The 17,470-nt window shown below is 71.8% G+C and carries 16 protein-coding genes; 3 read left to right on the top strand and 13 right to left on the bottom strand.

The annotated features are described in order from the left end of the window. Window positions 1-154: 154 nt before the first annotated feature. Together LO763_RS24385 and LO763_RS24380 are read right to left on the bottom strand one after the other, a co-directional pair. On the bottom strand, window positions 155-1,147 hold the full coding sequence (locus LO763_RS24385; RefSeq protein WP_230790120.1) for an alpha/beta fold hydrolase: 993 nt from the start codon (window positions 1,145-1,147) through the stop codon (window positions 155-157). A gap of 5 nt (window positions 1,148-1,152) precedes the next feature. Next, window positions 1,153-3,072, bottom strand: a complete 1,920-nt coding sequence (locus tag LO763_RS24380) for a hypothetical protein (protein ID WP_230790117.1) — start codon at window positions 3,070-3,072, stop codon at window positions 1,153-1,155. A gap of 175 nt (window positions 3,073-3,247) precedes the next feature. Here LO763_RS24380 and LO763_RS24375 point away from each other — a divergent pair, with 175 nt between their 5' ends. Together LO763_RS24375 and LO763_RS24370 are read left to right on the top strand one after the other, a co-directional pair. Next, window positions 3,248-3,868, top strand: a complete 621-nt coding sequence (locus tag LO763_RS24375; protein WP_230790113.1) for a TetR/AcrR family transcriptional regulator — start codon at window positions 3,248-3,250, stop codon at window positions 3,866-3,868. Between the two features lie 153 nt (window positions 3,869-4,021). Beyond that, complete coding sequence (locus LO763_RS24370) at window positions 4,022-4,249, top strand: DUF3107 domain-containing protein (protein ID WP_230790111.1); 228 nt, start codon at window positions 4,022-4,024, stop codon at window positions 4,247-4,249. 203 nt (window positions 4,250-4,452) lie between these two features. Here the strand turns inward: LO763_RS24370 and LO763_RS24365 are convergent, their stop codons facing one another. The 9 genes from LO763_RS24365 to LO763_RS24325 form a co-directional block, all read right to left on the bottom strand. Further along, entirely contained in the window at window positions 4,453-6,186 is a 1,734-nt protein-coding gene (locus LO763_RS24365; protein WP_230790108.1) for an LpqB family beta-propeller domain-containing protein, read from the bottom strand. Continuing rightward, complete coding sequence (gene mtrB, locus LO763_RS24360) at window positions 6,170-7,819, bottom strand: MtrAB system histidine kinase MtrB (RefSeq protein ID WP_230790106.1); 1,650 nt, start codon at window positions 7,817-7,819, stop codon at window positions 6,170-6,172. The genes LO763_RS24365 and mtrB overlap by 17 nt, the downstream gene beginning before the upstream one ends. A gap of 33 nt (window positions 7,820-7,852) precedes the next feature. Beyond that, on the bottom strand, window positions 7,853-8,542 hold the full coding sequence (mtrA, locus tag LO763_RS24355) for an MtrAB system response regulator MtrA (RefSeq protein WP_030155693.1): 690 nt from the start codon (window positions 8,540-8,542) through the stop codon (window positions 7,853-7,855). Window positions 8,543-8,615: 73 nt separating this feature from the next. After that, window positions 8,616-9,992 (bottom strand): NAD(P)/FAD-dependent oxidoreductase, encoded by a 1,377-nt coding sequence (locus LO763_RS24350; RefSeq protein WP_439650317.1) that lies wholly within the window; start codon window positions 9,990-9,992, stop codon window positions 8,616-8,618. A 20-nt stretch (window positions 9,993-10,012) separates the two neighbouring features. Beyond that, window positions 10,013-10,639, bottom strand: a complete 627-nt coding sequence (locus LO763_RS24345; RefSeq protein WP_230790101.1) for a hypothetical protein — start codon at window positions 10,637-10,639, stop codon at window positions 10,013-10,015. Window positions 10,640-10,734: 95 nt separating this feature from the next. Beyond that, entirely contained in the window at window positions 10,735-12,093 is a 1,359-nt protein-coding gene (locus LO763_RS24340; protein ID WP_230790100.1) for a DUF58 domain-containing protein, read from the bottom strand. Further along, complete coding sequence (locus LO763_RS24335; protein WP_230790098.1) at window positions 12,090-13,088, bottom strand: AAA family ATPase; 999 nt, start codon at window positions 13,086-13,088, stop codon at window positions 12,090-12,092. The genes LO763_RS24340 and LO763_RS24335 overlap by 4 nt, the downstream gene beginning before the upstream one ends. Beyond that, the gene (locus LO763_RS24330) at window positions 13,089-13,598 is read right to left on the bottom strand and encodes a hypothetical protein (RefSeq protein ID WP_230790096.1); all 510 of its coding nucleotides are present in this window, start codon (window positions 13,596-13,598) and stop codon (window positions 13,089-13,091) included. Then, window positions 13,595-14,320, bottom strand: a complete 726-nt coding sequence (locus tag LO763_RS24325; protein WP_230790094.1) for a DUF4129 domain-containing protein — start codon at window positions 14,318-14,320, stop codon at window positions 13,595-13,597. The genes LO763_RS24330 and LO763_RS24325 overlap by 4 nt, the downstream gene beginning before the upstream one ends. Window positions 14,321-14,499: 179 nt before the next feature. On the opposite strand from LO763_RS24325, the gene LO763_RS24320 reads away from it, so the two are divergent. Then, window positions 14,500-15,699: a Fic family protein gene (locus tag LO763_RS24320; RefSeq protein ID WP_230790091.1), complete on the top strand. Its 1,200-nt coding sequence runs from the start codon at window positions 14,500-14,502 to the stop codon at window positions 15,697-15,699. A gap of 22 nt (window positions 15,700-15,721) precedes the next feature. On the opposite strand, the gene LO763_RS24315 is transcribed toward LO763_RS24320, so the two are convergent. After that, a complete protein-coding gene (locus tag LO763_RS24315) occupies window positions 15,722-16,144 on the bottom strand; it encodes a protein-tyrosine phosphatase family protein (protein ID WP_230790088.1) in 423 nt (140 codons plus the stop codon). Window positions 16,145-16,173: 29 nt separating this feature from the next. Continuing rightward, window positions 16,174-17,412, bottom strand: coding sequence for an MFS transporter (locus LO763_RS24310; protein ID WP_230790085.1), 1,239 nt, complete (start codon window positions 17,410-17,412; stop codon window positions 16,174-16,176). Between the last annotated feature and the right edge of the window lie 58 nt (window positions 17,413-17,470).

Raw genomic sequence — 17,470 nt, 5'->3', positions numbered from 1 at the left:
GAGTCTAAGACAGACGGAGCCGCGATTGGCCCAGCCCCGGTTTTCATGTGGCCCGATTCGAGTTCACCATGCGGACACGCCGAGGCCGCACGGGGCGGGCGGGTCCCCTGGTCTCAATACTGCCCGGCGGGTCCGACACTGCTCGCGGCCGCGGTCACGACACCGCCGTCTCGGGCTCGGCGACCGGCTCGACCGCTTCGCTGTGGAACTCGTCGAGCATCGCGGCCATCGCGCGGGCGGTCGCCTGCGGGCGCTCCATCATCGCCACGTGCCCGGTCTGGTCGAGGATGAGCAGGCGCGAGTCGGGGATGGCCAGGGCCGCGGGCGGGGCCTGGCGCACGTCGATCACCCGGTCCTGCTTGCCCCAGATGACCAGGGTCGGGCACTGGATCTCGGCCGCGAGGCGCCACAGCGAGTGCGTGCCCGGGACGAACGACTGGAAGAAGGAGGCCATGAGCCCCCGGTAGGTCTGGATGTAGGCGCGGTTGTTCCAGGGGACGGCGAGCCGGTGGCGGGCCTCGGCGATCGCCTCGCGCCGGCGCTGCGGGTGGATGAGCTCCGGGACCGCCCAGGTGCCGAAGATGATGTCGTCCACGACCTGCTCGGGGGTGCGCGAGCGCATGGCGCGGTCGGCGAACCAGGCCATGTTCGGCACCGCGAGCATCGGCAGGTAGCGGGACTGGTGCGAGCGCCGGGGGTTGGCGAAGGGCATCGCCGGGGACACCAGCGTCAGCGTGCGGACCAGGCCCGGCCGGGTCGCGGCGAGGTAGACCGAGACCGCCCCGCCCAGGGAGTGGCCCGCCAGGTGCACGGGCCCGCGCCCGGACTCGACGATCCAGGCGGCGACGTCCTGCGCGAGCAGTGGGACGGTGACGCGCGGGGCGGGCGCCGAGTGGCCGAAGCCGGGCAGGTCGACCGCGTCGACGGCGAGCCGGTCGGAGAGGGCGTCGGCGAGGTCGGTCCAGTTCTGGGCCGAGCCGCCGAGGCCGTGCACGAACACCGCGGGCTCGGCGCCCTTGGCGGTCGGCGGGGTGTGCCGGATGAACAGCCGGCGGCGGCTCAGCTGGTGCTCGATGCCGGGCCACGGCGGGTGCGGGCGCCGGGGGGTGCGAACCCCGCCGGCGTCGACCAGCCGCGCCCGTTTCATGGGTCCTAGTGTGACACTTCGGCAGCGAGTGCGCCCAAAGTAGCCGAAACCACGGCGCGCGAACGTTCGGCGGTGACCACGGCGGCGCCGGAGAGGCGCCGCACGGCCTGGCCGTCGAGCCACAGGATGACCACGACGGCGGTCTTGACCGGCCCGGTCGGCACGATCGAGGCGTGCTCGACCTCGACGCGGACGTCGCCGGCGGCGAGCCGCGGGCGCAGCGCCTCCACTGTGGCCGCCGCGGCGGCGTGCTGGATGTGCCAGTCGATGGGCGGGACGGCGACCTTCCCGGTCGACTCGTCGCCGCCGAGGGAGAGCGTGACGCTGACCTCGGCCTCGAGGCCGGCCGACTCGATGTCGACGCGGCGCAGCTCGACCGGGCCGACCTGCGCGACCTCGACGTCGGTGGAGGGGGCCTCGACCTGGGCGCTGATGTCCTGGCCGGGCTCGTCCGAGGACTGCGGGCCGGGCTCGACCGCGCGCTGCTCGGCGACGACGGCGGAGACGACCGCGTGGACCTCGTCGGGGTCGACGCCCTCTTCGAGCTCGAGCCGGAGGCTGGAGGCGCCGTCGGGGGCGGTCACGTGGAACGCGTCGCGGACGCCGGGAACCTGGCGGACCGCGTCGACCAGGCGCTCGGACTCGGTGTCGCTCCCCCCGGACGGGCCGGGCGCGCCGGGCAGGTGGCCGGGCTGCTCCACGGTCGCGGGAGGGGTGGGCTCGGCGAGCGGCGGCCGGTTCGCCGGGGCCGTGCGCAGCGGGGCCTGCTCGGTGACGGGCGGGCTCGGGACGGCCGCGGGCGACACCTCGGTGAGCGGCTGGCGCTGGACGATCGGGAACTGGTCGGTCTGCTGCTCGCCGACGGGGATGGGCCCGGGGGCCGCCGGGGTGGGCGGCACGGGCGGGGCCTGCTGCGCCGGCGGCTGCGGGACCTCGATGGGGCCGGTGTGCTGCGGCGCGGGCTGCGAGTACTGCTGGGGCGGCTCAGGCGCGGCGGGCGGCTCCGGCGGCGTCGGAGGGAGGGGGCGGTCCTGGCCCGGGGCGGGTGTGGCGAACGCCGGGTTGGCGGGGGGCGCGCTCGGCATCGCGCCGGCCTGGGGCGGGGCGCTGAAGTGCTGCGGGGCGCCGTGCTCGGGGTTAGGGGCGCTGTACTCGTGGTTCGCGCCCGGCGCGCCGAACTCCTGGTTCGGTCCCGGGTGCGGGGGGCCCTGCTGCTGGGCGTAGTCGCCGGGCGCGGGCGGGGCGCTGTAGCCGGGGTGCTGCTGGGGGGCGCCGAAGTCCTGCGGCGCGCTCAGGTGCTGCTGCGGCGGGGGCGTGGCCTGCTCGTGGTTCGCGGTCGGGGCGCCGAACTCCTGGTTCGCGCCCGGCGGCGCACTGCGCTCATGGTTCGCACCCGGCGGCGCACTGCGCTCATGGTTCGCGCCCGGCGGCGCACTGCGCTCATGGTTCGCACCCGGCGGCGCACTGCGCTCATGGTTCGCACCCGGCGGCGCACTGCGCTCATGGTTCGCACCCGGCGGTGCGAACGGCGACGGCGGCTGCTGCGGAGGCTGGGGCTGCTGGTTCGGGTCGTTCGGGAATCCTTGGGGGCCTTGCGGGGTCTCGGGGGCCGCGGGGAGCGGGGCGAACTGCTCGCCGGGCGAGGGGCGCCTGGTGGCCGGGACCATCGGCCCGGTCTCGGCGATCTCGACCGGCACGTTCGGGACCTGCCCGGTCGGGTCCTCGCTGTAGCGGTGGCGGCGCCCGCGGTCCGGGTCGAACCGGTACTGCTCAGGCGGCTGGGCCATCCCCTGGCGCGCCTCCTCGGGGGCCTCGGGGGCCTCCTCGGCGGGCGGGCCCCAGGACCTGCCGATGCGCCTGCGAGAGGTCCGCTCCTCTCCGCTCGGGCGCGACGGCTCATCCGGCCGGTTCTGGTCATACACCACTGGACAACTCCTTCATATTCCCGGTCTCAAGGTACCGTGGCGCGCCCAGTGACTCGAAGCCGCGTTTGTCGCCCCCGTACGCTGGGAGACTGTATTCAGGTTTCCGTAAGCTTCCTTCAGGTCGCAAGAGCCCGCGACTGACGGATGGGCGACATGACGCGAGGAGAGGTGCCCTGTGAACAGCGCCGGAGAGGGCCGGATCCGACTGCCCAGGAGCGAACGCCGAGCCCAGCTGCTGCGGGCCGCGCAGGACGTCTTCGTGTCCAACGGTTACCACAACACCTCGATGGACGACATCGCCGAGAACGCCGGGGTCTCCAAGCCGGTCCTGTACCAGCACTTCGCGTCGAAGCTGGAGCTGTACCTGGCGCTGCTGGACGGCCGGGCCGCCGAGCTGGTGGGCCAGGTCAGGGACGCCATAGCGTCCACGGACGACAACAAGGAGCGGGTGAACCGCGCCATGCGGGCCTACTTCGACTTCGTGGACGCCCAGGGCGAGGCGTTCCGGCTGGTGTTCGAGTCCGACCAGCGCAACGACCCCGAGGTCGCCGAGCGGGTGCTGCGCATGGAGGCCGAGTGCGTGGCGGCGATGGCCGACACGATCATGGCCGACGCCCACGTCGACAAGGCCCGCGCCGAACTGCTCGCCACCGGCCTGGTCGGGACCGCGGAGGTCGCGGCCCGGAAGTGGATCGCCTCGGGCCGCGTGATCCCCAAGGAGGAGGCCGTGCAGCTCATGAGCAGCCTCGCCTGGCGCGGGATTTCGCACTTCCCTCGCGAAGCCGAAGGCGAGTGAGGGAAGCGGAAGGCACGGCCCGAGAGAAGCCGAAGGCGAGTGGGGGGCGGCTTAGTTCGCTCTCGGCGCACTCCTCGGTGCCCTGCGCGGAGGGCCGCCGCTAGTAGTCTTGCATGCGTCTAGACGTCAGAGCATTTCGATTGAGGAGGGCCCGTGGAGGTCAAGATCGGTGTCCAGTACGCCCCACGCGAACTGGTGTTGGAGAGCAAGCTGTCGCCGAAGGACCTGTCCGAGACGATCGAACAGGCCGTCGGCAAGGGCGGAGTCCTGCGGCTCGAGGACGAGAAGGGCCGGCAGGTGTACATCCCCGCCGAGAAGATCGCGTACGTCGAGGTCGCCGCGACCAACGTGCGGTCGGTCGGCTTCACGGTCGACTCCTGAGCCTGCGAAGGGGTCGGGCCGGGAACGGGCAGCACAGCACGGTCGACTCCTGAGCCTGCGAAGGAGTCGGGCCGGGAACAGAAGGCGCAGCACGGTCGACTCCTGAGCCTGCGAAGGGGTCGGGCCGGGAACAGAACGCGCAGCACGGTCGGCTCCTGAGTTTGTGAGCGAAAGGCCCGGAGCATCGGCTCCGGGCCCTTCGCTCACTGCGGCACCGTGAACGGGGCCGTCGCGGCCACCGCGTGGTTGCCGTTCTCGACCTCGACCGGCCCGGAGAAGTGGACCCGGTACAGCGTCGCGTTCGCGACCACGAGCACCGGTTCGCCGCGGTTGAGGCTCGACTCGACCGGGTCGGCCGGGTTGGCCGCGACCTGCGCGATGTCCAGACCCAGCGTCCAGTCCTGGACCTCGGTCCGCGAGTTGTCGACGGCGACCATCAAGAGCCGGTCGTCGCCGCGCACCCCGGCCACCCACAGGTAGTTCTCCGAGCTCCAGGCCACGTCCGTGACGTCGGTGATGTCCAGGCCGATCGGCTTGGGCTCCCCCGCCTGGAGGTTCCCGTCGGCGTTGACGCTCAGCGGCGCGATCCACGCGAGGCCGTCCTCCACGAAGGCCAGGCGCCGCCCGTCGGCGGCGAGCGCCAGCGAGGTCACCGCGTCCCCCACCTCGAGGGTCTGGACCGCCCCGGTCCTGGTGTCGACCGCGGTCGGCGTGCCGTCGTCGATGACCATGACCGTGGTGTCGGAGAGCCACTGCGGGTCGGCGAGGCTCCCGCTGAGCTGGGCCATGACCTGCATCGCGTCGTCCCTCGTGCCGACCTGGAGGGTGTCGGTCCCGGCGCCCTGCACGACCGCGGCGATGCGGCCGTCGACGCCGACCGCGACCTGCCGCAGACCCGCGAGGGTGAACCCGACCCAGGTGTGGTCGGCCGAGGCGGTGGTGACCTCCTCGTTGCTCGTGTACTCCCACACCGTGTCCTCGGCGATGAAGTAGCCGGTCTCGGAGAGCGCGTCGGAGGCGGGGATGGCGTTCCAGGCCCGCCAGTTGTCGAGGCTGCCGTGGAAGGCCTCGCCGCCGTCGACGGTGAGGGTGAAGTCGCTGTCGAGCCCGAGGCTCCAGGCGACCTGCGCGGCGATGGCGCGGGACGTGTCCTCGTCGACCGCGTCGCCGAGGGCGGTGGTGAGCTCGATGCCGACCTCGCCGTCCTCGTCGCCGACCCGTCCCGCGGTGCCCTCGGGGACGGCGTTGCGGGCGGCGACGCTCACGAACTCGGAGGGCCCCAGCAGCAGCCAGCCCAGGCGCAGCCGCCGGTCGATCTCGGGGTCGAGGTCGGCGAAGATCCAGCGCAGGTCCGGCACGAGGAGGTCGCGCTGGCCGGCCTGGAAGTACAGCGGGACCTCTTCGTAGGCGGTGGTGAAGTAGGAGTAGTCGAGCATCGCCTGGTTGGGCGGCACCGTGATCTTCCAGTTGTCCTGGAGGCTCTCGCGCTGGAGGGTGAACGACTCGTCGTAGTCGCGGGGGGCGGAGTTCATGCGCACCGACCCGTTGGACAGGTAGGTGCCCACGACCGAGCCGGTCACCTTGACGGTGGCGGAGCCGACGCCGGCGTTGGAGTCGATGGCCACGTGGGCGCCGGCGAGCAGGTCGAGGCCGGTGGACGGGTCCGAGAACTCCTGCTCGCCGCCGACGGTGAAGGCGTTGAGGCGGTCGTTGCGCCCGTCGGGGTCGCCCGCGGCGGCCTTGAGGTAGTTCTGGACGGTCTCCTCGGGCTTGTCGGTCGGGCCGTACACCTCGGCGCTGGTGCCGGAGGACTGGTCGAAGTCGCTGGGGGCGTCGCCGATGACCTCGGGAGCCTTGCCGGAGGGGATGCCGCAGGCGCTCGCGGCCCAGGTGACGCCGAGGGCGAGGACGGCGGCGAGGCTAGTCCTGCGTCGCATGCGGGGCCTCCTTGCGTTCCAGGGGTTGCAGGATCGGCGCGTCGAAGCGCAGCGGGATCGGCGAGGTGATGACCCGGTTCCCGGCCTGGAGCGGCAGCGTCAGCACGAAGAGGGTGCCCTTGCCGGGCTCGCCGGCGGCCTGGAGAGTGCCGGAGTGGAGTTTGGCGTCCTCCAGGCTGATGGCCAGGCCCAGGCCCGTGCCGCCGGTCTTGCGGTTGCGGGAGGGGTCGGCGCGCCAGAAGCGGTCGAAGACGCGGTCGGCGTGGCCGGGCTTGAGGCCCACGCCGTGGTCGCGGACGGCGACGGCGACGGCGGTCTCGGACTCGGCCACGGTGACCTCGACGGGGCCGCCCTCGGCGTGCTCGATGGCGTTGGAGACGAGGTTGCGCAGGATCCGCTGGACCCGGCGCGGGTCGACCTCGGCGATGACGCGGCGCCCGGGCTTGGCGACGGCGACCGGTACGCCGCACTCGCTCGCGAGGTGGGACAGGCCCGCCACGACGTCCTCGGCGATGCGGGCGACGTCCACGGCGTCCACTTCGAGCGAGGCGAAGCCGGAGTCGAAGCGGGAGATCTCCAGAAGCTCCTGGAGGAGGTCCTCGAAGCGGTCGATCTCGTGCTGGAGCAGCTCGGTGGAGCGCTTGGTGACCGGGTCGAAGTCGTCGCGGTTGTCGTAGAGCAGGTCGGCGGCCATGCGGATGGTCGCCAGGGGCGTGCGCAGCTCGTGGGACACGTCGGAGGTGAAGCGCCGCTGCATCATCGACATCTCCTCCAGGCGCCGGATCTGGCTCTGGAGGTTCTCGGCCATGAGGTTGAAGGACCCGGCCAGGCGGGCGAGGTCGTCGGAGCCGCGCACCTCCATGCGCTCGTGGAGGAGCCCGGCGGCCAGGCGCTGGGAGGTGCGGGCGGCCTCGCGCACGGGGGTGACGACGAGCCGGGTGACGAGGGCGGCGATGACGCCCAGGAGCAGCACGAGCGCGACCCCTGCGAGGGCGAGGTTGGTGCGCAGCAGGCTGATGGCGTCCTGCTGGGAGTCCAGCCGGTAGAACGCGTACAGCTCGTAGTCGACGTTCAGGTCGATGTAGGAGCCGACGACGAGGTAGGGCATGGGCTCGTCGCTGTCGAGGGCGAAGTCGCCGTACTGGACGGCGATCTTGTGGTCGGCCACGACGTCCTGGAGCGCCTCGGAGGGGAGGGCTTCGCCGGAGACGGCGTGGGACTTGGTGACGACGCCGTCGGCGGTGCGCAGGACGATGACCGGCGCGTAGACCGGGTCCTCGGCGAGCTCGTTGACGATGCGCTGCATGGTCGTGGCGAGTACCTCGTCGGAGGTGGAGCCGTAGGGGGCGAGCTGCTCGGCCGCCTGCTCGACGGCGTTCTCGGTCTCCTCGACGGCGGTCTCCTCGCGTTCGGCGAGGAGACCGGAGGTGACCGATCCGGCCACGACGAAGCTGAAGATGAGGACCAGGACCGTGGAGGCGATGAGGGTCGAGGCGACGACGCGCAGCTGGAGCGAGGCGCGGAAGCGGTCGACCAGGGGCCTGGCGGCGCGGCCCGCCCAGCGGGCGAGGGCGCCGCCGGACCGCCGGAGCCACACCGGCCTCTCACGGGGCCGGTTCCGCTGTTCGGTCAATCTAGGTCTCCGCCAGGGTCCGCCGGGGGCGCATCAGCCCAGTCCGGCCTTGTACCCGACGCCGCGCACGGTCTGGATGAGCTGTGGGCGCTCGGGGTCGGGTTCGATCTTGGCGCGCAGGCGCTGGACGTGCACGTTCACCAGGCGGGTGTCGGCCGAGTGGCGGTAGCCCCAGACCTGCTCGAGCAGGACCTGGCGGGTGAAGACCTGCCGGGGTTTGCGGGCGAGGGCCACGAGCAGGTCGAACTCGAGCGGGGTGAGCTTGACTTCGGCGCCGTTGAGGGTGACCTGGTGGGCGGGGACGTCGATCTGGACCTGGAGGCCGGGCTTGCCGATCTCGAGGCGCTCGGGGGTGACGTCGTCGCCGCGGCGCAGGCGCGCGCGGATGCGGGCGACCAGCTCCTTCGGTTTGAACGGCTTGACGATGTAGTCGTCGGCGCCGGACTCGAGGCCGAGGACGATGTCGACGGTGTCGGACTTGGCGGTGAGCATGACGATGGGCACGCCGGACTCGCCGCGGATCGCCTTGGCGACGTCGATGCCGCTCATGCCCGGGAGCATGAGGTCGAGCAGGACGATGTCGGGGCGGTGCTCCTTGAACGCGGCGAGCGCCTTCTCGCCGTCGGTGACGAACGTGGGGGTGAAGCCTTCGGTCCGGAGGATGATGCCGAGCATCTCCGCCAGCGCGGGGTCGTCGTCAACGACGAGTACACGTGCTCTCATGGACACCAGTTTTCCACCTCGCAAAAGCCGAGAGCACCACGGGTGGATACCCGTGGTGCTCCCACTGTAACGACTATCCGACGGACTTGACGGCCCGCGCGGGGTCGGTGCCTGCGGCGATGGCCTCGAAGGGCTCGCGCCCCGCCTGGATTTCACCGAGCTGGACCATTTCGCGCTTCGTGAAGAAGCCGACGATCCAGTCCGCGAGGACGCGGCCCTTGCGGCCGGTCCCGGGCACGCGCGACAGGTGGTAGCCGCGGTGCATGAGCCAGGCGAGCAGGCCCTTGGCCTTGAAGCCGTAGGTGTTGGCGACGCCCTTGTACAGGCCGAGGCCGGCGACCGAGCCGATGTACTTGTGCTCGTACGGCGTGAGCTCGCGCCCGACGTGGCTGCGGTAGACGTTGTCCGCGAGGACCTTGGCCTGGCGGACGGCGTGCTGCGCCGAGGGCGTGCACCAGTCCATCGGGAAGTCCGAGGTGTCGGGGACCTGCGTGGAGTCGCCGGCGCCCCAGGCGCCCGCGACGACCTCGCCGACGATGTCCGTGCCGGCCTCGACGCCGGTCGCGACCTGGAGGCGGGTGTTGCACTCGAGGTGGCCGCGGGGGCCGATCGGCAGGTCGGACTGCTTGAGCAGCGGGTGGGGCATGACGCCGGCGGTCCAGATGATGGTGTCGGTGTCGAACTCCTCGCCGTCGGTGAGGACGACGTGCCCGCCCTCGCAGGACTTGAGGGTGGTGCCGAGGCGGATGTCGACGCCGCGCTTGGTGAGCTCGCGGGCGGCGTAGGCGCCCATCTCGGGGCCGACCTCGGGGAGGATCTTGTTGGCGTACTCGACGAGGTACCACTTGATCTCGGAGGCGTCGAGCATCGGGTAGTTCTTGACGATGTTCGCCGTGAGGTCCTCGAGCTCGCCGAGGGTCTCGGCGCCGGCGAAGCCGCCGCCGACGGTCACGAACGTGAGGGCCTTGCGGCGCACGTCCGGGTCCTCGGTGGTGGCGGCGATGTCGAAGCGCTGGAGCACGTGGTTGCGCAGCCAGATCGCCTCGCCCATCGACTTGATGCCGATGGCGACGTCGGCCAGGCCGGGGATGGGCAGGGGCCGGGAGACGGAGCCGGGGGCGACGATGACCTCGTCGTACTCGACCTCGCGGGTGGGTCCGGCGAAAGGCTGCACGGTGAGCTTGCGCTCGGCGTGCTTGATCTCGGTGACGGCACCGGTGAGGATGGTGCAGTGCTTGAGGGCCTGACGGAGCGGCACAACACCGTGTCGCGGGGAGATGGAGCCAGCGGCCGCCTCGGGCAGGAACGGCTGGTAGGTCATGTGCTGGTTGGGGTCGATGACCATCAGTTCAACTTGGCCGCGCTTGATGTCGCCCTTCAGCAGTTTGCTCAAGCGTTCGGCAACGTAAAAACCGACGTGACCGGCACCTATCACGACTATACGTTTCACATGTTCAATTCTGGCCCTGTTCAGGGGTTCTTGTGTAGTGAACGCGCAAGGACGTAGATCACGGTGACCGCGGCGACGATGCCCGCAGCGATAGCGACACTCGCGGTGAGGCCCGTGAAATAGGCGGTGAACAGGGCCAGGGTGAGGGCGGCGGCCACAGTCGACGCCAGGACCAGCCCCAGGTGGCGGGCCCAGGTGAGGATGATCTCACCGTCCACTGCGGTAGTCGTCCGGAGCCGCTGCGTGACGGCGGCCGTGGCGTGGGCGGTGTACAGCAGGCAGGCGAGGGCGGCGGCCGTCCACAGGGAAGGGTCGCCGCCGCCGTCGGCCCGTTCGAGGGCGCCGCTGAGGAGCCAGGAGGCCAGGACGAACAGGATGGCGAAGAGGGGGGCCATGCCGGCCGGGAGCAGGGCCGCGGCGAGCGCGAAGAGCGCGGCGGCGCCGATGTAGAACCCGGCGGCGGCCCACTCGGGCGGGACGGCGAGCTCGGCGGCGAGGAAGAGCGACAGCGCGATCGCGAGGCGCAGCAGGAGCACGGCGGGGGCGACGCGCCGGACCCAGCCGGCGGTGCCGGCCCGGCCGGCCTTGAGGCGTTCGCGGGCGCCTTCGGTGAGGGCCCGGACGAGGCCGCGCTGGACATCGCTCATTTATGACTCGCAGGCTTCGTCGGGAGCGCTCATCCACGCCTCGCAAGCTTCGTCGAGGGTGCTCATCCATGCCTCCCAGGCTTCGTCGAGGGTGCTCATCGGTAGCGCCTCCGGTTCAGGTCGGCGAGCACGGTGTCGAGGGAGGCCCAGCCGCGCCAGGGCTCGACGGCGACGCCGAGGTCGCGCAGCTCCATGACGGTGTTGGCGCGGTCGAGGCGCCACAGCCGCTCCGCGTACGGAGTCCAATGTGTCCTGGCGGGCGGGGAGACGTGCGGCGGGAGCGTGTCGACGCACAGCACGGGCCGCCCGGCGCGGGCGAGCGCGGCGATGAGCTGCACGGCGCGGTCGGTCAGCAGGGGCGTGAAGACGACGTTGAGGCTGCGCTGCCCGGCGAGCTGGCGGCGGAGCATCTCCGGCGAGGGCGGGAGCGGGTCCGGCGGGATGTCCACCGAGGCGAGCCAGCGCAGCGTGGCGGCGGCGTGGCGCCGCCCGGCCCCGGCGCGCATCCTGCGGCCGCGGGCGCCGAACTCGACGCAGGCGACCCGGTCGCCCTGGAGGGCGTAGTGGGAGGCGACGGCGCCCGCGGCGCGCACGGTCAGGTCGGCGATCGAGGCGGGCCCGTCGACGCCGCCGGAGGCCCCGGCCTCCACCTGGAGGTCGAGGACCAGGGTGACGTCGGTGTCGCGCTCGGACAGGGTGGCGTTGACGTAGAGGTCCCGCGTGCGCATCGAGGTGCGCCAGTCGATGCGCCGGAGCCGGTCGCCGGGCTGGTAGAGGCGCACCTCGGCGAGCTCGCCGGAGTCGCCGCCGCGGCGGGACCGGTGGACGCCGGTGACGCCGTCGGCGAACGGCAGGGACTCGGCCGACTCGAACCAGTCGGGCACCGGCAGGACCCACACGGTGGTGCCGGGCAGACGCTGCACGGTGGTCTCCAGCAGGCCGCCGCAGGCGGTGGAGCGGACGTGCACGGGCCCGAGGTGGTGCCCGCCCCAGCGGCGGGCGCGCCCGGCGACGACCATGTCGCGGCCAGTGGAGGGGGCGAGCGCCTCGGCGAAGTCGCCCTTGCCGGTGTGCAGGTCGATCCAGGGGTCGGCGGTGGCGGTCACCAGCGTGGTGACCGGGACCGGCTCGGGGTTGACGACGACGAGGCTCGCGGCGGCGGTGGCGCCCTCCGCGCAGGACGCGTCGTCGACCGAGGCCATCCGGGCCTCGGGGGGCCGCACGGGCCGGCGCTGGAGCAGCAGGGTCGTGCCGAGCGCGAACGGCGCCGCGATGAGCACCAGGTCGACCCGGCCGAAGGCGACCGCCACCAGCAGGCACACCGCGACGAGGGCGACGGCCCTGGTCAGGGCCGGAGTGCGGCGCCAGGTGACCGGGGGCTCGACGTGGGCCCGCCGGACGGGCCGGGCGTTGTCGGTGCGCAGGTTCAGCGCGGGGTCGCCGGCGAGCGTCATTGCGGCTGGACGCTGTAGGTCGGGGCCTGCGCGGTCTGGGGGGCCTGGACGCCGCGGCAGATGTCGGCGACGACCGAGGCCGGGTCGATGCGGCGCATCCACAGCTCGGGCTTGAGGGTGATGCGGTGCGCGAGGGCGGCCCCGGCGACGCCCTTGACGTCGTCGGGGGTCACGAAGTCGCGCCCCGAGAGGACGGCGAGGGCGCGGGAGGCCAGCAGCAGCGCGAGCGACCCGCGAGGGGAGGCGCCGACCTGGACCTGGGCGTGGCCGCGGGTGGCGGCGGTGATGGCGACCATGTAGCGCCCGACCGAGTCCTCGACGGTGACCTGCTCGAGGGCGCGCTGCATGCCGACCAGGGTGGCCGCGTCGATCACGGGGTCGAGCTCGACCGCCTCGGCCCGCCGGGAGAGGCGGCGCTGGAGCACCTCCCACTCCTCGTCGGGCGTGGGGTAGCCGAAGGAGACCCGCAGGAGGAAGCGGTCGAGCTGCGCCTCGGGGAGCTGGTAGGTGCCCTCGAACTCGACGGGGTTGGAGGTGGCGAGCACCGTGAACGGCTCGGGCAGCCGGTGCGTCTCGCCCTCGACCGAGACCTGGCGCTCCTGCATGGCCTCCAGGAGCGCGGACTGGGTCTTGGGGGGCGTCCGGTTGATCTCGTCGGCGAGCAGCAGGTTGGTGTGGACGGGGCCCTTGCGGTAGACGAAGTCGCCGGTCTTCTGGTTGTAGAGGAGGGAGCCGGTGACGTCGGCGGGCAGCAGGTCGGGGGTGAACTGGAGGCGCCGGAAGTCCAGGCCGAGGCTCTGGGCGAAGCACCGCGCCGTGAGCGTCTTCCCGAGGCCGGGGAGGTCTTCGAGCAGGACGTGCCCGCCCGCGAGGATGCCGGCGAGGACCAGCCGCAGCGGTTCGTCCTTGCCGACGATGACCGACTGGACGGACTTCAGGACCGCGCCCGCGTGGTGGGCGACCTGGTCGAGGCTGATGGTCGGGTGCTCGGTCATTCAAATCTCCTCGATGGCGTTCAGGTGTTCGCCCAGCCGCCAGGGGGCGGGGCAGTCGGGCGTCGGCCGCGTCAGGAACAGGAAGGTCTCCTCGCCCAGGAGCTCACGGCACTGGTCGGGGTGGTGCTCCAGGGAGAGGCCGCGGCGCAGCCGCAGCCGCTCGGAGGCGAGCTCGACCAGCTGCCGCTGGGCGTTGGAGCCCTCGAAGCGCCCGGGTTTGGTCTCGGCGAAGATGAGCCGGTCCTCCCAGCGGTTGACGTCGGCGAAGGGGCGCCAGCTGGGGTCGTTCACGGTGCGCACGATGAGCTCGGGGGCCGGCTCGGTGTCGGCGCGCATCCCGTCGACCACCGAGAGGACCAGCAGCCCCGCGAGGGCGAGCAGGACCAGCTGCCACAGGGAGAAGTCGACCCCCGAGACCATCGCGACGGCCCAGAAGGACACGGCGGCGGCCACGGCGCCGACCGCGGGCCAGAGGCGGACGCGCCCGAACGGCGCGAGGAGCTCCCTCATCGGGCCTCCCTGAGGCCCAGCTGCGCCTGGAGCGCGACGAGGGCGTCACGGGCCTGGTCGCGGTCGGCCTCGACCACGTCGTGCGGCGAATAGCGGGCCCGGAGGTAGGCCGCGGAGAGGCGCGTGAGGGCGGCGCCGTCGAGGCGGTGGCGCTCGAGCAGCCGCCGGACGAGGTCGGCGGGCGTGTCGGAGGACTCCCGCTCGATCCCGACCGCCTCGGAGGCGCGCTCGAAATGCACCCAGCAGGCCATGATGGCCGAGCGCGGGTCGTCGCCGAGGTCCATCTCGGCGAGCGCGGCGGCGACGGCGTCCTCGACCAGCGCGAAGTCGCGGTGGAGGTACTGCGGCTCGGGTTCGGGCACGCCGTCCGAGGAGGGGGCGTGGACGAGCCAGTCCATGAGGCGCCGGGCCAGGAGCAGGAGGATGAGGCAGAGCGGGGTGCCGATGAGCAGGCCGAGGACGAGCCAGGTGACCCAGGAGGGCATGGTGAAGCCGTCCTCGGGCTCGCCGGTGGGAAGGTCGCTGGGCTGCTCCATCGGGGACTCGGAGGGGATCTGCTGCGGCAGCTCCCCGCCGCCGGTCGCGCCGGGCAGCTCGGCCTCCTGCCAGGAGACCCCGGAGCCCTGGGCGGCGATCCCGACGACCAGGAGCGCGGCCGCGACGACGACCACGGGCAGCCAGCGGCGTCGCGACGCGCCGCGCTGCGGATCGGGGTGGGCCATGCGGAACCTCAAGGGGAGTCATGTGACCAGGGGTACGGGCCCACCCTATGCCAAGGGGCGTGCAACCGCCTACCGGTACATCTCAAATCTCAGACGCGAGTCTTGAGATTCGACACTACACGACAACGTCAGTTGAGAGGTTCGCGAACATCTCAACTCTCATCGCTAAGATTTGATATGTGGATCTGAATGTGTTCGCGCAAAGTCCAACCGGTCATCTGACCCCGATCACCGGCACTGACGGTCGCATCGGTCGACCGTTCCAACACATGGCGTTCGTCCCCGCGCCACTCGGCACCCCGATCGAACTTCAGCAGCGCACCTGGCAGGAAGTCTCCCGTGCGAACCGGGCACTCGGCCGCCTCGACCAGGCGTCGTTGCAGATTCCCAATCCGGGACTTCTGCGAAGGCCGACGCTCCGCCGAGAGGCGCAGAGCACCTCGGCGCTGGAGGGGACCTTCGCCCCGCTCGAACGCGTGCTCTCCGACGACGAAGAGCCCGATGAGAACAGCCCACTCGGCACCGCGCTGATCGAGATCCTCAACTACGTGTACGCCGCCGAAGAGGCGTTCGCACTCATCGAGGACGGCCATGCGATCACGGTCGGGTTGCTGGAGGAGGCGCAGCGGACACTGGTCCGCGACACCCCGTCGGAACGGCGCGACCCCGGCCGTCTGCGAACGATCCAGGTCGCCATCGGGAACGGCGGCTCCTCGATCGAATCGGCCCGCTTCATTCCGATGCCGCCCGGCATCGAACTGCGCGCCGCGGTGCAGGACCTCGTGGACTGGGTCAAAAAAGACAGTGACTGCGATCCCGTGGTCTCGGCGGCGATGGGGCACTACCAGTTCGAGACGCTGCACCCGTTCGCAGACGGCAACGGCCGCATCGGGCGGATGCTCATCGTCCTCCAGCTCATTACCCATGGAGCACTGAGACAGCCGCTGCTGAGCGTCTCGCCTTGGTTCGAAGACCACCGGGATGAATACCAAGAACGTCTTTACAGCGTCTCCGCCAAAGGCGAATGGGACCCCTGGGTCCGCTTCTTCAGTTCCGGACTCGCCGCTGCGGCCGAAGACACGCGTTCCCGAGTCGAGGACCTCTTGCAGCTTCAAGGCCTCTACCAGGAACGGATCCAGACCCTGTTGCCTCGGAGCGGGCTGGCCCGGGACATCGCGAGCAGTCTGACGGGGTATCCCCGCTTCACCGTCCCTTCCCTGGCGAAACGACTCAACAAGGCCACCTCGCAAGGCATTGCCAACGCCGTCAACCAGCTCGTCGACATCGGAGCGTTGGAAAAACTCACCGGCAAGTACCGCCACCAGTACCAGGCACCTGAGGTCATGAAGGTCCTGACTCGCGCGAGCAGCTGGGAATAGCCGGTCGCCCGTACCGGCGGATTCAGCCGAAGCGGCTGACGAAGCGCTTCTGCCAGGGGGTCTCCACCGCTCGCGGCGAGTAGCCGGCGCGCACGTAGGCGACCGCCTCGTCCGCCGGGACGCCGTCGAGGACCGCCATGCACGCCAGCGCCGTGCCGGTGCGGCCGTTGCCGCCGTGGCAGGCGAGCTCCACCCGCTCGGTCTCGGTGCGCTGCCACGCCTCGCGGAGCGCGGCCGCGAACGCGGGCTTGTCGGCGGGGAGCCGGAAGTCCGGCCACCGCACCCACTGCGACTCCCACTCGACCGCCGGCGGCTCCTTCCCGTACAGGTACAGCGCGAACTCCGGCTTCGGCCCCTCCGGCAGCGGCCTGCCGAGCCCGCGCCCGCGGACCAGGCGGCCGGAGGGGAGGCGGAGCACGCCGGGTGCGTCAAGATCCCACGTCATGGCTCGACTCTACTGCGGCGCAGCGAGAGTCAGTGGACTTCCCGCAGCCCGGTGCCCTCCTCGGGGAGCTCCTTGAGGGTGCGGATCGGGGTCCGCAGCAGGACGAGGCACCCGGCGAACAGCATCCCTGCGGCGATGAGCAGCACGTACCGGGCGCCGATGGCCTCGCCCGCGAAGCCGCCCAGGATCGAGCCGACCGCCATCGAACCCCAGGTGATCACCCGCTGCGTGGCGTTGACGCGTCCCTGGATCGGGTCCGGCGTGATCGCCTGCCGGTAGCTCACGACGTTCACGTTGAACACCACGATCGACGCGACGTACAGGATCTGCCCGAGGAAGGCGAGGGCCGCGCCCCAGCCCGGTCCCGAGGCGGCCACGACCGCCATGCCCGGCCCCGAGAGCGCCAGCGCGACCAGCGCTGTCGGACCCATCCCCGCCTTCGCCGAGATCTTCCCGACCAGCATCGCCCCGAGCACGCCGCCGATCCCGGATCCGGCGAGGATCAGGCCCACGACCGCGCTGGCCTGCTCCGCGTCCCGGATCAGGAACACGACGAGCATCGCCTGGAACGCGCCCACCGACAGGTTGCACCAGGCGCTCGCGAACGCCACGGTCCGGATGATCGGGTCCTTGAGGATGAACCTGACCCCCTGCGCGATCTCGGCCCTGAGGTTCGGCTTCTCCCGGCGGACCGGCTCGGCCTCCTGGAACCGGATGCGCCGCAAGCTGAACGCCGACACCGCGAAGCCCGCGACCGCGGCCGCGATGGCGATCGGGGCGGTGAGCAGCGAGACCAATGGCCCGGCCGCGAGCGGGCCGCCCGTGTCGGACGCGGACCGGAGCCCCTGGATGCGGGAGTTGGCCCCCGCGAGCCGGTCGTTGTCGATGAGCATCGGGATGTAGCTGGCCTGCGCCACGTCGAAGAACACCGAGGCGAGACCGAGCAGGAACATCACCGCGTACATGTGCCACATGACGAGCGAGTCGAGCATCCAGGCGACCGGGACGCTCAGCAGCACCAGCGCCCGGACCGTCTCGCTGACGACGATGATCGGCTTGCGGCGCATCCGGTCGACCCAGGCGCCGACCAGGAGGCCGAACACGACCAGGGCGATCTGGTCCATGGCGTTGAGGATCCCGATCTGCGCCTCGCCGAGCTTGAGGACGACGACGGCGATGATCGAGACCGAGAAGTACGCGATCTGGAGGCCGACCTGGCTGGAGGCGACCGAGATGAGCAGGAGGCGGTGGTCGGGGTTGCGGAACATCAGCGCGGGCAGGGGGCGTCGGTCACGGGGGCGGGCCTTTCCTCGTACAGGGGGGCTT

It is taken from the genome of Glycomyces amatae, from assembly GCF_020991375.1.
Lineage (GTDB): Bacteria > Actinomycetota > Actinomycetes > Mycobacteriales > Micromonosporaceae > Glycomyces > Glycomyces amatae.
This window is presented reverse-complemented; position numbering and strand designations above follow the sequence as displayed.

Excerpts from the sequence above, each read along its gene's own strand:
- LO763_RS24315 (WP_230790088.1), bottom strand. The coding sequence starts at position 16,144 with ATGACGTGGGATCTTGACGCACCCGGCGTGCTCCGCCTCCCCTCCGGC.
- LO763_RS24330 (WP_230790096.1), bottom strand. The coding sequence starts at position 13,598 with ATGAGGGAGCTCCTCGCGCCGTTCGGGCGCGTCCGCCTCTGGCCCGCG.
- LO763_RS24340 (WP_230790100.1), bottom strand. The coding sequence starts at position 12,093 with ATGACGCTCGCCGGCGACCCCGCGCTGAACCTGCGCACCGACAACGCC.
- LO763_RS24325 (WP_230790094.1), bottom strand. The coding sequence starts at position 14,320 with ATGGCCCACCCCGATCCGCAGCGCGGCGCGTCGCGACGCCGCTGGCTG.
- LO763_RS24345 (WP_230790101.1), bottom strand. The coding sequence starts at position 10,639 with ATGAGCGATGTCCAGCGCGGCCTCGTCCGGGCCCTCACCGAAGGCGCC.
- LO763_RS24385 (WP_230790120.1), bottom strand. The coding sequence starts at position 1,147 with ATGAAACGGGCGCGGCTGGTCGACGCCGGCGGGGTTCGCACCCCCCGG.
- LO763_RS24335 (WP_230790098.1), bottom strand. The coding sequence starts at position 13,088 with ATGACCGAGCACCCGACCATCAGCCTCGACCAGGTCGCCCACCACGCG.
- LO763_RS24310 (WP_230790085.1), bottom strand. The coding sequence starts at position 17,412 with ATGTTCCGCAACCCCGACCACCGCCTCCTGCTCATCTCGGTCGCCTCC.
- LO763_RS24365 (WP_230790108.1), bottom strand. The coding sequence starts at position 6,186 with ATGCGACGCAGGACTAGCCTCGCCGCCGTCCTCGCCCTCGGCGTCACC.
- mtrA (WP_030155693.1), bottom strand. The coding sequence starts at position 8,542 with ATGAGAGCACGTGTACTCGTCGTTGACGACGACCCCGCGCTGGCGGAG.